The 15,139-nt window shown below is 61.0% G+C and carries 11 protein-coding genes; 4 read left to right on the forward strand and 7 right to left on the reverse strand.

Annotated features, from left to right (window positions below):
- Positions 1–59 precede the first annotated feature (59 nt).
- The 3 genes from WA225_RS16800 to WA225_RS16810 form a co-directional block, all read right to left on the reverse strand.
- Positions 60–1,592, reverse strand: coding sequence for an arylsulfatase (locus tag WA225_RS16800; protein ID WP_422608772.1), 1,533 nt, complete (start codon positions 1,590–1,592; stop codon positions 60–62).
- 82 nt (positions 1,593–1,674) lie between these two features.
- Positions 1,675–2,727, reverse strand: coding sequence for a hypothetical protein (locus tag WA225_RS16805; RefSeq protein ID WP_422608773.1), 1,053 nt, complete (start codon positions 2,725–2,727; stop codon positions 1,675–1,677).
- 27 nt (positions 2,728–2,754) lie between these two features.
- Entirely contained in the window at positions 2,755–3,594 is an 840-nt protein-coding gene (locus WA225_RS16810; protein ID WP_422608774.1) for an SDR family NAD(P)-dependent oxidoreductase, read from the reverse strand.
- Positions 3,595–3,798: 204 nt separating this feature from the next.
- Here WA225_RS16810 and WA225_RS16815 point away from each other — a divergent pair, with 204 nt between their 5' ends.
- The 4 genes from WA225_RS16815 (at position 3,799) to aspT (ending at position 9,381) form a co-directional block, all read left to right on the forward strand.
- On the forward strand, positions 3,799–4,926 hold the full coding sequence (locus WA225_RS16815) for an AI-2E family transporter (RefSeq protein ID WP_422608775.1): 1,128 nt from the start codon (positions 3,799–3,801) through the stop codon (positions 4,924–4,926).
- 42 nt (positions 4,927–4,968) lie between these two features.
- Entirely contained in the window at positions 4,969–5,979 is a 1,011-nt protein-coding gene (locus WA225_RS16820) for a helix-turn-helix domain-containing protein (protein ID WP_422608776.1), read from the forward strand.
- A gap of 71 nt (positions 5,980–6,050) precedes the next feature.
- A complete protein-coding gene (locus WA225_RS16825) occupies positions 6,051–7,664 on the forward strand; it encodes a mechanosensitive ion channel family protein (protein ID WP_422608777.1) in 1,614 nt (537 codons plus the stop codon).
- Positions 7,665–7,689: 25 nt separating this feature from the next.
- Positions 7,690–9,381: an aspartate-alanine antiporter gene (gene aspT, locus WA225_RS16830; RefSeq protein ID WP_422608778.1), complete on the forward strand. Its 1,692-nt coding sequence runs from the start codon at positions 7,690–7,692 to the stop codon at positions 9,379–9,381.
- A 9-nt stretch (positions 9,382–9,390) separates the two neighbouring features.
- On the opposite strand, the gene WA225_RS16835 is transcribed toward aspT, so the two are convergent.
- From WA225_RS16835 to WA225_RS16850, 4 genes are read right to left on the reverse strand one after another with little or no spacing between them, the layout of a single operon-like run.
- Positions 9,391–11,487: an HlyD family efflux transporter periplasmic adaptor subunit gene (locus WA225_RS16835; protein ID WP_422608779.1), complete on the reverse strand. Its 2,097-nt coding sequence runs from the start codon at positions 11,485–11,487 to the stop codon at positions 9,391–9,393.
- Positions 11,487–12,833 carry an efflux RND transporter periplasmic adaptor subunit gene (locus WA225_RS16840; protein ID WP_422608780.1) on the reverse strand — a complete coding sequence of 449 codons (1,347 nt, stop codon included), beginning with the start codon at positions 12,831–12,833 and terminating at the stop codon, positions 11,487–11,489. The genes WA225_RS16835 and WA225_RS16840 overlap by 1 nt, the downstream gene beginning before the upstream one ends.
- Entirely contained in the window at positions 12,830–13,603 is a 774-nt protein-coding gene (locus WA225_RS16845) for an efflux RND transporter periplasmic adaptor subunit (protein ID WP_422608781.1), read from the reverse strand. The genes WA225_RS16840 and WA225_RS16845 overlap by 4 nt, the downstream gene beginning before the upstream one ends.
- Positions 13,584–15,119 (reverse strand): TolC family protein, encoded by a 1,536-nt coding sequence (locus tag WA225_RS16850; protein ID WP_422608782.1) that lies wholly within the window; start codon positions 15,117–15,119, stop codon positions 13,584–13,586. The genes WA225_RS16845 and WA225_RS16850 overlap by 20 nt, the downstream gene beginning before the upstream one ends.
- Between the last annotated feature and the right edge of the window lie 20 nt (positions 15,120–15,139).

The raw sequence follows: 15,139 nt of genomic DNA on the forward strand, positions 1-15,139 counted from the left end.
GGGGAGTGTGCGGGACGCCTGCGTTGTCAGTAAAAATCAGGAGTGCAGCGGCGGGCTTTTTAGTTCGCCATCGACGCCATGCCGATGCCGCCCGCGCCTTTCTGCGACGGCGGGAAGTCCTGCATGCTCTTGGCGAAGGCCTGCATGTACGGCGCAATGATCGGGATGATCCAGCTGCGCTGTTGCTGCCAGCGGAAGTGATCGCCCGCTTCAGGTGAGCGCTCGTAAGGATCGACCTTGATGTCGATGACCAGCCCGCCGGGAATCTCTTTGGCCGCTTCCATCCATTTGTCTTTGATCGCGGTGTGGACTTTCCACTGATCGACGCGCACGGCGTTCATGTGGGTTTCGCCAAAGAAGAAAAACTCGTGGCGATTGGACTTGCCGTCAGGCTTGGTCAGCATGTTGAGCTGGTTGTAGCCGTCGAGGTGGTTCTTGAAAGTTTTACCATCGACGTCGAGGCCGGTCAGCAGCTTCTCTTTGACGTCGCTCTGGCCAACGGCTGCCATCAAGGTCGGCACCCAGTCTTCGGAGGTCATGAACTCGCCGGTCCAGGTGTTCGGTTTGATGTTGCCCGGCCAGCGCACCAGCATCGGCACGCGGAAACCGCCGTCCCAGGTCAGGCCTTTTTCACCGCGGAAAGACGCTGCGCCCGAGTCCGGCCAGTGCGACAGGTTCACGCCGTTATCGGAGGTGAACAGCACAATGGTGTTCTTCGCCAGCCCCTGATCGTCGAGAGTCTTGAGCAGTTTGCCGACCAGAGAGTCGAGCTGCATGATCGCGTCGGTGTATTCGGTGTGGCCGCTTTTGCCCAGCCACTCGTCACTGACATGGATTTTCTGGTGCATGCGCGACGGGTTGTACCAAAGGAAAAACGGCTTGTCGGCGGCTTTCTGTTTCTTGATCCAGTCGATCGACAGGTCGGTGAACTGGTCATCCACTGACTTCATACGCTCGATGGTCAGTGGACCTTCATCGGTGATCTTTTGTTTGCCGACCCGGCCCCAGCGTGGATCGACCGTGGCGTCATCGGTCGTGGTGGCGACCGAATGGATCATGTTGCGCGGAATGCCAGGGAAATTCGGGTCTTTGGGGAAATTGGTCATTTCTGCGATTTCCATCACATTCAAGTGATAGAGAAAACCGAAGAATTCGTCGAAACCGTGCGCGGTTGGCAGGTATTCATTGCGATCGCCAATGTGCGACTTGCCGAACATGCCAGTGGCGTAACCCTGGGCCTTGAGCAATTGCGCGAGGGTGACGTCGCTGTCCTGAATGCCGACCTTGGCGCCGGGCTGACCCACGGCCGTCAAACCGGTACGGATCGGATACTGACCGGTGATAAACGCCGCGCGCCCGGCGGTGCAGCTCGGTTGCGCGTAGTAATCGGAGACCATCATGCCTTCCTGGGCAATGCGGTCGATGCTCGGCGTGGTCACGGCGCCGAGGCCACGGTTGTAAGCTGAGACGTCCATCGGCGCCATGTCGTCGACCATGATCACGACGATGTTGGGTTTTTCGGCAGCCTGGGTGACGCCCATGGCCGCGAGGCTCAGGCCGATCCCCAGAAGGGCAGTTTTCAACGGGTGCATAGTGAATTCCTGTTCATGCGGGATCGGTAAACCTGAGCCAGTCTGGTTCAGGTTTTGCCATTGCGCAAAAAGTGGAGCGACGTTAAGGACGCTGAAGCGTTCCATGCCGGGCATGCCCGACGTAGAACGCCGGACGGGTGCCGGGGAACATCCAGAACGGCGTCATTTCCGAGGACGGGAACACGTTCGGGAAGCGCGGATCACGGCGCGAAGGCCCGGCCACCGTGGCTTCCTGAACCATGGAAATGTATTGGTCGACGGCGTTTTCCAGGGTATTGCCGTTGATGATGACTTCGGTGCCGATCATCTTCGCGTAGTCCGCCACGCCGCTGGCGGTGGACAGCAGCGGCGCATAGGCATCGACACTGACGCCGTTTTCGCTGGTCACCCACAGGCCTTCATCGGTATGGACGACGATCGAATGGTTGCCTTCGGTGTGCCCCGGCGTGTGCATCAGTGCGACGCCGTCACCGAGCATGATCGAGCCGTCGAAGCCGATCACCTTGCTCTCGGGAATGCCGGCAATCCCGCCCGGGCAATACCAGTCGGCCTGGTACGGGTTGAGGTCTTTGGCCGACTCCCACTCGCGCCAGTGCACCAGCAGCGTGGCGTTGGGCAGCAGCCCCGGCGTTTTGTCGGTGCCCAACCAGCGACGCACGTCCTGGGTGTGCAGGTGATCGTAGGTGATGTAATCGACGTCTTCGGGGCGCAGACCGATGCGTTCCAGTATTTGCGGCACGCTGCTTTGGCGTTTGATGATCAATTTGGTCAACCAGGCAGCGGTGCGATCCTGCAAGCGGCGAAAGAACGGCGTCTCGATGTTGCGTTCGTGATCGGACGGCGACACCAGCAAAGTCTTGAGGCCGTCCGGCGTGTCGAACTGCACCACGAACAGGCGATTCTGAATGTGCATGTACTCGACGAAACGCTCGCGGGAAAACGCATTGCGCAGACCGTAGCGCACGGGGTAGGGCACGGTGATCAGGTCGAACGATTCGAAATAGCGGACCTTGGGACCGTTGAGCATGTGCTGGCGAAACTGTTGCGCGGCGATCCGCGTGTCTTCGACTCGGGCCTGCTGCCCAGCGGCGGCGCGCGAGTCGTCGAAGTGAGGAATGGATTCAAATGCACTCATGTCGGAGCGTCCTGTGAGTGAAAGGGATCAGCGCAGCGCTGCCGAGGGGTGTTTGGCACGAAAACTCCTGGCCAGATTGCGATCGACGATCCAGCGTTGCAGCGTGCTGCATTTGCGCGCCACGGCGCGGATCACTTTGGCTTTGAAGCCAGGCGTGATCATGAATTGCCGGCGCTGGATGCCGCGCAAAATGCCGGCCACCGCTTGATCGACGGTCAACACGCCCGCCACCGCATTGAGTTGACGGGTGACGTCACTGCCATGCTCGCGCTCGTAGTCGAGCAGTGGTGTCTGGATTTCACCGGGGCAGACCACTGACACATCGATGCCTTGCAGTTTTTGCTCGGCGCGCAATACCTCGGCCAGCCCCACCACACCAAACTTTGAAGCGGCATACGCGGCCTGGGTGTAACTGCCGACAATTCCGGCCAGCGATGCCATGAACACCAGATGCCCCTGCGACGCCATGTGCTTGAGGGCACTGGCGGCGAAGTTGCGGCTGCCGATCAGGTTGACGTTGATCACTTGCACGAAGGTCTCGAAAGGCAATTCGGTAAACACCGCGTTGCGCATCAGGCCGGCGCAGTTGAACGCCAGATCGGCCGGGCCTTGATGAAGATGAGCAAGCCCCATGGCACTGTCCATACCCTGCGGATCAGTGACGTCGGCGGGGTAGAAAAACACCGATTGGCCGTGGGCCACGCAGGCCTGTTTGAGTTCGGCGAGCAGTTCGTCGCGCATCTGTAAATCGAAAATCGCCACGCTGCCGCCCTGAGCGATCAGCGCTTTGGCGAACCCAAGGCCAATGCCGCTGCCACCGCCGGAAAGGTAGGTGACGCGGGGACGTCGATGGTTCCAGTTCGTCATGACGAAACCTGCAGGTAGATTCAGTGGCGATAAATTATCTTTTCGCGCCGCAGATCACTTGATGTTTGGCGAACGGAATTTGATTTATTGCGAACTATTGCAAAGGGAACCGCCACTCAGTGCGCTTGCGGCTGACATTGCAACCGGCCCGAAGTGTTCTAGTCTCAGCGCACTGACGGAAATTCGGCATCGGGAGAAACCGTGATGGAAGATAAGCCGCTGATTGCCTTTCACAGCTCCAGAGCCCTGCTGGATGTGCTGATCCGCGCCGGGCTGATTGCCACGCTGGTGCTGTTCTGCTTCGACATATTCCATCCGTTCCTCAACGTGATGTTGTGGGCGTTGATCCTTGCCATCACCTTGTACCCACTGAATCAGAAACTCGGCGAGAAGCTCGGCAATCGCTACGGTTGGGCGGCAATCATTCTGGTGCTGCTCGGGCTGGTGATTCTGATGGTGCCGCTCAGCCTGCTCGGGGCTTCCGTTGCTGATTCGGTCAAAGTCGGCATGCACACGATGGAGGCAGGCCAATTCGAAATCCCACCGCCACCGGCCAGCGTCGAGAACTGGCCGCTGATCGGCGCGCCGCTTTTCGGCATCTGGCAGCACGCTTCGCAGGATTTGAGTTGGGCTTTCAAGGAACTGGCGCCGCACCTGACCAATTGGGGCAAGGTACTGCTGCATCAGGCCGCCGGCGTCGGCGCCGGAATTGTGGTGTTTGTCGTGGCGCTGATCGTGGCGGGGCTGATCATGACCCACGGTGAAGGCGGCCACCGCACGGCCGTGGCGATTACCACGCGGATTTCCGGGCCGGTGCGCGGTCCGCAAATAGCGGAACTGTGTACCGCGACTATTCGTGCCGTGGCGCAGGGGGTGGTCGGTATCGCCTTCATTCAAATGCTGTTGATCGGTGTGGCGCTGGTGATCATGGGGATTCCCGCTGCCGGCATTCTGGCCTTGATGGTGTTGCTGCTGGGCATCATGCAATTGCCGGTGTTGCTGATCACGGTGCCCGTGGTGATTTACGTTTTTGCCCAGGATGGCGTCAGTGCTGGCACGATCATTTTTACCGTGTGGATGATCATCGCCGGGCTCTCCGACAACGTCCTCAAACCGATGCTGCTGGGGCGCGGAGTGGCGGTGCCGATGCCCGTGGTGTTGATTGGCGCGCTGGGCGGTATGGTCACCAGTGGCATTATCGGCTTGTTTACCGGGCCGGTGATTCTCGCGGTGGGTTATGAACTGTTCATCGGTTGGGTCTATCAGCCGGCGGATGTCAGCCACCTGGCCGCGCAATCGCCGGAGCAGGCGCGGCTTGACAATCCACGTTGAAAAACTGATCCATTAGTTACTTTTCAAGCAAGGATTGTTCAGATGTTCCTGTTACGCAGCGGTGCCATCGACGGTTTCAGTGCCCTTGTGAGCGAGCTGGGGCAAAATCCGGTGAATCTGCTGCGTGATCACGGCATGGTCGTGGCGCAACTGCGCCAACCCAACAGCTATCTGTCGTACGAAAAAACCGCCAACTTGCTCGACCTCACCGCACGGCAATGTGCCGAACCGCTGTTCGGCCTGCGCCTGGCTTCACGCCAGAGCCTGCTGGCGATCGGTGATGTCGCGTTGTCAGGCAGCCGGCAGCCTACCGTCGGTGATGCCTTGAACTTCGCCCGTCAGTACCTGTATTTGCACGCCAGTGGTTTGCACCTTGAGTTGGGCAAGCGCGGTGAGCGGGCCGAAGTGAAACTGCGCTTCGACTTCACCAACCCGCAGGGTCTGCAGCATTTAAGTCAGCTCAGCGCCGCGCAATTGTTCAATGCCGTGAGAATTCTCACCGCTGCCGATAGCCCGCAGATCCGCCTGCACCTGCAACAGGCTGCGTCGAAAAGCCCCGGCTGGCAGGCCATCAATATCTACGGCAAGGTTCGCTTCGACAGCAGCTTCGACGGCGTCAGTTTTCCCCTCGAATACCTCAAACGCGCGCCGTCCGCCAACGAAGAACTGATGCGCGAGCATTGGGCCAACCGTATGCAGCAACTCAAGACCCAGTACCCCGACAACCTCCAGGCGCAGGTTTGCCACCTGATCGGCAGTTTGCTGAACAGTGGCGAATGCAACATCGAGGCAGTCAGCAACTCGCTAGGCCTGCAACCCCGGGTGCTGCAAAAGCGCCTTAAAGCCGAGAGCAGCAGTTTCAGTCAGTTGTTGCAGGAAACCCGGCTCGACATCGCCCGGCAAAACCTGCTGCGCGAGCGCACCAGCATCACCGATCTGGCGCTGAATCTGGGCTATGCCGATGTTTCGGTATTCAGTCGTCACTTCAAGCAATGGACCGGCGTTTCTCCGCGAAACTGGCGGGCGCAACATCTGTCGACTGCACAAATCTGACAACCGTTCATCGCTCAACTACGCTGGCTTACGTATCCCTCTCTGACACTTGGGCGTAAGGAAACAGGCGCATGCGAAGCAGGCTGCTGGCGGTTTGGATAGTGGTGTTTGCGGCGCTCTGGTGTGGGCTCGGCTGGGCGGCCGATGAGGCGGTAAAACCGGCGGATGAAGCGGTAGAACTGAAGGTCGCCAACCGCAGCATCATGCTGTTTCGCGCGACCATTCTGGGGGAAGCACCGGCCTCGCGAGTCAAACGCGCGAAAATGGTCATCAGCGAGGCGCTGGATGAAGACGCGGCGCTGAACATCAGCACTGATTCGATCCAGAACAGCTACATGGTGCTGATCGGCGACAAGCGCGCCTTCATCGTTGCGCCCAAGGACATCGACAGCCTCGAATACTCTTCGGTGCAACAGGCCGCCGAAGGCGCCGCGGAAAAACTGCGCCAGGTGGTCACCGAAACCCGTGAGGCGCGCAACCTGCAGATGATCCTGCGCTCGGTGGCGTTGGCCGCTGTGGCCACGCTGATTTACGTCGCGTTGCTCTGGTGCCTGGCGTATCTGCGTCGAAAATTACTGGCCAAACTCCCCGCGCTGATGGATCGCCACACCCAGGCGCTGAAGGTCGGACGGGTACAACTGATTGACTCCAACTTCCTTTATCCGCTGGTCAGCCGTTTGCTGTTGTTGCTGCGCTGGCTGCTGATTTTGCTGCTGACCTATGAATGGCTGGGCTTTGTCCTGTCGCGCTTTCCCTATACGCGGCCGTGGGGCGAAAGCCTCAATAACTACCTGTTCGAGCTGGCCGGCTATCTGTTGCAAGGCATCGTCGGGGCGATTCCCGGACTGGGCGTGGCGCTGGCGATTTTCTTTATTGCCCGTGGCGTGACGGCGTTCAGCCGGCGGATCCTGCGCCGCATGGCCACGCCGGGCACCTTCAGTTGGCTCAATCACGAAACCCTGCAACCGACTCAACGCCTGACTGCGCTGGCGATCTGGCTGTTTGCCCTGGCCATGGCCTATCCGTATCTGCCCGGCGCCGGCACCGATGCCTTCAAGGGTTTGTCGGTGCTGATCGGTCTGATGATTTCCCTCGGCGCGACCAGTGTGGTCGGGCAGGCGGCGGCCGGTTTGATCCTCACCTACACGCGTACCTTGCGCCCAGGCGAGTTCGTGAAAATCGGCGAGTACGAAGGCACGGTCACTGAACTGGGCATGTTCACCACACGGATTCGCACCGGTCTGGGTGAAGTGCTGACGCTGCCCAATTCGATGATCACCGGCACCGTCACCAAAAACTATTCGCGCACCGTGCAAGGTCCCGGTTATGTCGTCGATACGGTGGTGACGATCGGCTACGACACGCCATGGCGTCAGGTCGAGGCGATGTTGCTGGAAGCGGCAAAACGCACGCCGGGCGTTCTCGAAGACCCGCCGGCGCAGGTGTTCCAGACCGCGCTGTCGGATTTCTATCCCGAATACCGACTGGTCGCGCAGGCCATCCCGAGCCAACCGCGCCCGCGCGCGGTGTTGCTGAGCATGCTCCACGCCAATATTCAGGACGTGTTCAACGAGTACGGCGTGCAGATCATGTCGCCGCACTATCTGGGCGATCCGCAACAAGAGAAGTGGGTGCCAAGGGACAAGTGGTACACCGCGCCTGCGCAAGAACCGAAGGATCAGTGACCGCCGCTCAAAGGGAGTTCGCCCCATGCTCGAATTTATTCTTCACGCCTTGCGCACCGACCCGGAAATCGCCGTGTTTCTGGCGATTGCCCTCGGCGTGTTTATTGGCCGGATTCGTATCGGCAGTTTTCACCTCGGCTCGGTGGCCGGCGCGCTGCTGATGGGTTTGCTGATCGGCCAGATCGGTCTGGAAGTACCGGCGGGCCTGAAGTCGGTGTTTTTCGTGATGTTCATCTACGCCGTCGGCTTCAAGAGCGGGCCGGAGTTTTTCGGCAGCCTCAATCGCGGCACGCTGAAACTGGTGGTGCTTTCGGTGGTGCTGTGCGCCACGGCACTGGGGGCGATTCTGCTGATGTACTCGGTGTTCGATTTCGATGCCGGGTTCACCGCTGGCCTCGGCGCCGGTGCGTTGACCGACACGGCGATCATGGGCACCGCGACCAGCGCGATCAATCAACTGACAATCGATGCCGCAGCCAAGGCGCAACTCAACAGCCACATGGCGATTGCTTATGCGATTACCTATCTGTTCGGCACCATCGGCTTGATCGTGTTTGTCGGCAGCATCGCGCCGAAACTGCTCGGCGTGAACCTGCGCGAGTCGGCGCGGGAACTGGAGCTGGAACTGGGTATCGCCAAGGAAGAGGAGGCGATCACCGTGCCCTATACGCGCATGGTGGTGCGCGCGCATCAGGTCGCGGAAAACGGCCAGGCGGCCGGGTTGCGCATCATCGACCTGGAAAAACCCCACGAATCGCTCACCGTCGAGCGGGTGATGCGCGCCGGCAAAGTCATCGAGCGCGATGAAGAGTTCGTGCTGATGGCGGGTGACATCATCGGCGTCTACGCCTTGCGTGATGCGGTGGGCAACCTCAGTCACTGGGTCGGCCCGGAGATCGATCATCCCGAAGCCCTGTCGTTTCCGACCCGTCAGGTAGACATCGTCCTGACCTCGGCGGAGTTCGCCGGCAAAACTATCCATCAAGCCAAATCGCGTTTGGCCAGCGACCGGCGCCTGGGCTGCTTCGTCAACAACATCAGCCGTCAGGGCTACGACTTGCCGTTGCTGCCCAATACCGTGCTGCGGCGCGGCGATGTGATCTCGCTGACCGGGCGTACCGCCAGTGTCGAAGCCATGGCCAAACGCTTGGGCCGTATCCGCAAGAACAACTACAAAAGCGATATCGCCATGCACACTCTGGGCATGGTGCTCGGTTCGTTGCTGGGATTGTTGTCGACCCACATTGGCATGATCCCGGTGGAGCTGGGGATCGGCGGCGGGGTGCTGGTCGCCGCGCTGGTGATTGGCTGGTACAACTCGCGCCACCCGGAAATCGGCGCGTTGCCGCCAGCGGCGCAATGGGCGTTTTCCGAATTCGGCTTGACTGCGTTTGGCGCGGTGGTCGGTTTGCTCGCCGGGCCAGCAGCCTTTGCCGCGATGAAGGAGCAAGGCCTGGCGCTGTTGCTGTCCGGCGCGGTGGTAACGATTCTGCCGCCACTGGTGGCGTTGTACTTCGGCCGCTATGTGCTGCGCCTGCATCCGATGATTCTGTTTGGCGCGCTGGCCGGGGCGCAGACGGAAGCGGCGTCGATGAACAAGATCATCGAGCAGTCGGGGAGCAACACGCCGGTGATCGGTTTCACGGTGTGCTATGCGATTTCCAACGTCTTGCTCGCAGTGTGTGGGCCGATCATCATCTTCATCGTCGCCGGTTAGGCTCGCTTGTCAGAAGCCACTCTCGCGCATCAATACCGCGAGCACATGGGTCGCGCCGTCAGCGAGCAGGCTGCGCCGCTCGCCGTCGATTTTCAGATGCCCACGGGTTTCGCGCAGGCTCGGCAGCGGTTCATCCAGCTGAATCAGCACCTGAAACAACGCACTGCTCGGAATCAATGAATGTTCGGCATTGGTGGTCGGCACAGGTCCACCGAAGCGTGACGACAGCATGCGGTGCGACAACTGACTGGCCCGGGTGCTGCCGACCTGCACCACGCGACCGCTGAGTGGCGTGGTCTGGCCATCCGGATAAAAGCGCACGCGATCGCCGGTGGCCATGCGATGCACCTGATCCTGCGCAACATACGCGTCGACCTGCCAGCTGCGCGGGTCAATCAGCATGCCCAGCGATTCCTGGCGACCGACCCATTGCCCCGGTTTCCAGTCGGGATTGACGTCCAGCCACATCCCGGCAAATGGCGTTTGCAGGTTCAGCCGGGCGATTTCCGAGCGCGCGGCGCGGGCTTCTTCGAACTGCACGTTGAGGCGCTGGCGGGTCACGGCGTCTTCCGCCAAGCCGCCGGGGTCGGCGATCAGACCCGAGAGTCGCGCTTCATAGCTGCGCGCATTGGCTTCGCTGGATTGCAGGCGTGAAGCGATGTCCGGTTCATCGAGGGTAATCAGGGTTTCCCCGGCCTTGACCGGGCCGTCCGGGTGAATCGATTGCAGGCGCGCCGGGTAGGGCGCGTACACGCGCAATTGATGCTCGGCGCGAGCCACGCCGACTGCATCGATCTGCGTGCGCCAAGGCATCGCCAGCCCGACGAGAACCGCTAGTAACACCGCGTAAAACGCCAGTTTGCGGCGACCGGGAATCGCCGCCCGACTTTTCCACCAGTGGCCCAACTCACGCATCACGGGCAGGGCGATAAACCACGACAGTTCGACCATGAACAGGAAAATCCCCAGAACCTTGAAGAAAAACAGATAGACCGCGAGCGCGATCCCCAGAAACAGCACCAGCCGATAAATCCAGGTAACGATGGCGAAAGTCACCAGCAAACGCCGCTGACCGGTCGGGAACGTTTCCGGCCAGTCTTCCTGCAAACCCAACAGATTGCGCCGCAGGGTGACGCGCGCCAGCGCCGAGGCGCGTTCGTGCAGGTTGGGAAAGTCCAGCAGGTCGGAAAGAATGAAGTAGCCATCGAAACGCATGAACGGACTGGCATTCAGCGCCAGTGACAACAACCAACTGGTGGTCGCCAGGTACAGCAACGCATTGCGCAACGCGCCCGGATCGCACAACGCCCAGCCCAGCGTGGACAGCCCGGCCAGCGACAGTTCGGTGACGATGCCTGCCGAGGCAATGGCCAGTCGTTGCCGCGAACGACTGAGTTTCCAGCTCTCGCCGGTGTCGGTGTAGAGCATCGGCCACATCACCACAAACGCGATGCCCATGTGCCCGACGCGCAAACCCAGGCGCGTGGCGACCAAGGCGTGTCCGAGTTCATGCAGGGTTTTTGCGACGATCAGCGCCAGGGCGAAGCTGAACAGGCCTTCGGTGGAAAACGACTCGACCACGGCGCTGGTGAACACGTCCCACTGTTGCAACACCAGAATGATCCCGAGCAGGCTCAGGCTCAGCACGACAATCCCGGTGAGTGGATGAAACACCCAGCCCAGCGCCCGCGCCAGGTATTGCAACGGCTGTTGCGGGCGCAGCAACGGAATGCGGAAAAACAGGTAATGGTGCAGCCACCAGCGCCAGGTCAGCCAACTGCCTTGCTCGCTTTTATCCTTCAAGCGTTCCAGCGCGGCAGGTCCGGCGCGCAGCAATTGATGCTGTTCGAGAAACTGGCGGAAATCGAGGACCTGCTCGACATCCGGTTTCAGCGCTGTGTCGTCGGCAATCTGCTCGCTGATCTGCCGTGGCGACTGACCCCAGCGCAGCAGGCACTCGAATTCCAGCCAGCCGATACGGTAGAACCGGTTGATCACCGTGTCTTGAATCACCCACGCCGGCTCGCCGTTGCTGCCATGGGCCGCTTCGCTCAGGCGCAAGTCTTCACGCAGCGGCGGGACGGGCAGGTCAGCCGGGGCGAGCATTACCAGCCACTCCACGCACGCAGTGTCGCCAAGGGGCGGCGCAGCAGGTAATAACCGAGCATCACCCGCCCGCCGTAAATCTTAGCCGTGCCGTGCAGGCCGAGGCGCGCGTGTTCCGGGGCGCCCTCGATGCTGGCGAGCAAACGGTAGGCGACCACACCTTCATCGCTGGGCCGCGCCTGATAACTGGTTTCCAGAATCTGGCCCTTGAGCGGGGTCAGTGGGTACGCGGTGAGGAACAGCGTCACTTCAGCGCCCGGTTCCAGCGCAATGGCATCGGCCACGGCCAGTTGAATGAGCATGGCCGGTTGCGACGGGTCGGCCACCTGCATGATGCGCTCGCCGGTGACGACCGGTTTGCCCAGCCAGTCGTTGGGATCGCTGAACACCGCGACGCCGCCACGTGGCGACAGCACTTGCGTGCGTTTGAGTTGTGCCTGCACCGCTGCCAGTTCAGCCCGGCGTTGCTGCGCGCGGCCGGCGAGCAAGGTCAGTTCGCTTTTGCTTTGCGGGTTGTCGAAAGCGCGCTGGCTGGCCGCCTGCAATTCGGCATCGGCGACCGCAACTTCCTTGCCGAGCACTTCGGCGCGGCTGCGCAGGGTGGTTTCATCCAGCGAAAACAGCGCTGTGCCGGCCTCGACCGGTTGATTGGGCCGAACCTGAATCTTCTCGATCACGCCATCGATCGGCGAACTGATGATCTGCGCCTGGCGCGAGACGATTTCTGTCGGCGCCAGAGCGCTTTGACGTACCGGCAATAACAGCAGGGCGCCAAGCACAATCGCCACGAGCAACAACTGCTTGCGATTGGGTCGCCAGCGACTGAAACGCTTGCGCCGAGTCAGCGCCGACCAGCAATACGCCCAGGTCGCGACCAGGCCTTTGAGGTGTTGCCACAACACGGCCGGCGGTTCCTGCTCCAGCAACAGGATCAGCAGGCCCAAGCGCTGATTGTCGCGATCCTGCAGCGGTATGCACCACAGCCCCGACGGCCACCATTCGTTCCAGCCTTCGGTAATGTCCGCTGGCGGCGCGGCGTTTTCCTGAGCGATCCACACCGGCTCTGCGTCGGGCACTTGCGCCGCGACCCAGCGACTGGCGCGGCGCAGCCAGACCAGATACGGCGAGTCCTCGCTGGGCCGCGACAGGCCGGAGACGTTGAGCAGTTCCAGCGACGATTCACGCTGGGCAAACACCAGCGCCTGATGAAACGGCAGTAACGGGTACAAGTCGTTGGCCATGCTGAACGCCAGACTGTTCAGCGAGTCGGCGGCCATGGCTTTATCCCGCAATGCATCGAGTTCGAGCAGCAGGTGAGGGTGGGGCAGCGATTCGTTCATGGTCATGGGCGAGCGACTTGTTCGAACTGCGCCGTGCCGCTCATGCCCGCCATCAGGTCGGGGTATTTGCTGTTGAGTTGGGCTTCCAGTTCAACGGTCTGTGCCACCGCATCGACCCGCGAGTTGATGGCGCTGACATGGGCCGGGTAGGTCTTGCCGGTTTCGTGGATGCTGACTTGCAGCGGCAGGCCGGGTTTGAGGTCTTTGAGCAGATTCGAAGGCACATTCAGGCGCACTTTCAACGCGCCGTCGCTGACCAGGTCGAACAGCGGTGTGCCGGCCGATACGGTTTGGTAAGGCTTGACGTAAACCTTGGCCACCCGCCCGGAAAACGGCGCGAGCACCTGGCAGTAGCTGCTTTGCGCCGCGCCCATGGCCCGCGCGCCGTCAGCCTTTTGCACTTCGGTGTTGGCCATCGACACTTCGATATCACCGACCGCGTTGAGCTGACGCAATTGCTGTTTCGCTTGCAGGTTCTGTTTGGCCATGGCCAGTTCCGCGGCGGCGACTTTCGAGCGCGCTTCGGCTTCATTGCAGTTGAAACGGGCGAGCAGTTCGGACTTGGCGACCTGCTCGCCGAACCCGGCTTTCAGTTCACCGAGGGTGCCGGCCATCTGGCTGGAGAGGGTGGTTTCCAGTTCGGCGGCGAGCAACACACGAATCGCACTGGCACTTTCCAGTGCGGGGGCCGAAGGGCTGTCTTCGGCGTGGACGGGCAGGATCAGACTGGCCAACAGCAGAGCCCCGACACGGGACTCAAGGGCGATTTTGCGCATTCGGCGTTCCTTGCGAAGAAGCGAGCAGACGTTGTTGTTCTTGTTCATTCAAGGTGCGCTGGATTTCCCGGGCGAGGGTCTTGATGTCGTGTTGCGAGATTTCTTTCGGCAATACGTCGAGGCCCACCGAGTTGTACATCCGCCCCCACGCGGCCTGAGCACTGGAGAACGCCGCTTCACGCTGATAACGCGACAGCAGATAACGGCCTTCGGAGCGGATCACTTCGAGCTCCGAGCCCAGCGCGCCGGTTTTCGCCGCTTGCGCGTAATCGAGCAGGCTTCGGTCGACGCGCAGGCTGTCTTCGGCGAACTCCACTTCCTGCCGGGCCAATTGATAACGCAGGGTGCCGACCCGCACTTGCGTGAGGATCGCCATCGACAGCGCCACACGACGGGTGTCGTCAGTTTCGCCCTGGGATTTCTCTGCGGCGTTCAGCGACGGCAATTGCAGCAGGCGGATCAGGTTCATCGACACTTGCAGGCCGGTGCTCATCCAGTCGTTGTTGTAGAGGTATTTGTTGGAGTCGTACTTGTAGCCGAAATCGACGCTGACGTTCGGCCACAACTGCGCCTTGGCGATCTCCAGATCCTTTTGGTTGACGCGTTTGCGGTACCACTCTTCCATGATTTCCGGGCGGTTCTCCAGCGACAACTGTTCCAGCCGCGCCATGCTCTGACGGACTTCCGGCAGCGGCGGGTCGGGCATGTCGGCGAGGATCATTTTCGAGCCCGGCGGCAGCGACATCAGTGCCGACAGTTCAGCCTGGGCGAACTCCAGATCCTGACGGCGCACGGTCAGCAGGTAGATCGAGTCGAGCAGCGCACGCTGATAAGCGAGGATTTCCTGACGCGGCAGCAAGCCACGGGTTTCGGCTTCGCGGGCCGAGGTCAGCGCGGTGTGGGTGCGCATCAGCAGTTTGTCGACTTCCGGCATCAGTCGCTGGGCACCGAGTGCGCGCCAGTAAGCGTTGCGCACGTCTTGCAGGACGTTTTGCGCGACTTTGCGCCGGCGTTCTTCGGCCATGAGGATCTGGTCGGATTTCTGTTGCGTGCGGTAATAAGCGACGCCGAAATCCAGCAGGCTCCAGCTCAAACCGAGGCCGTAGACTTCGCGATAGCGTTCTTCCGAGGTCGAGGGGCGCAAGCTGACCTGACGGTCTTCGATGCCGATCGAGGTGCCACCGGAATCATTGTTACGCCCGGCGTAACCGGCCGAAGCGACCAGACGCGGGAGCATTTCATGGCTGGAGACGTCGCGCAGGTCGGAGGCCAGCGCGCTTTCCATCAGTTTGAGGCGGTAGTCGAGGTTGTATTTCAGCGCCCGTGCGGCGGCCTCATAAAAGGTAATCGGCGCCGTGACCGGCTCCTGACCGGAATACATGCGTGACTGGTCGGCAATGATCCGTTGGCGGTTTTCTTCATCGGTGGAGGGTTTTGGCTCCGTTGATGAGCAAGCACTGAGCAACAGTGCAGAAGCGATGGCGGTACTGAGAAGCCGGGTCGCGTGTAGGCGCATGTTCATTCCTTTGCATTCTT

This window comes from Pseudomonas sp. (genome assembly GCF_049300855.1).
Lineage (GTDB): Bacteria > Pseudomonadota > Gammaproteobacteria > Pseudomonadales > Pseudomonadaceae > Aquipseudomonas.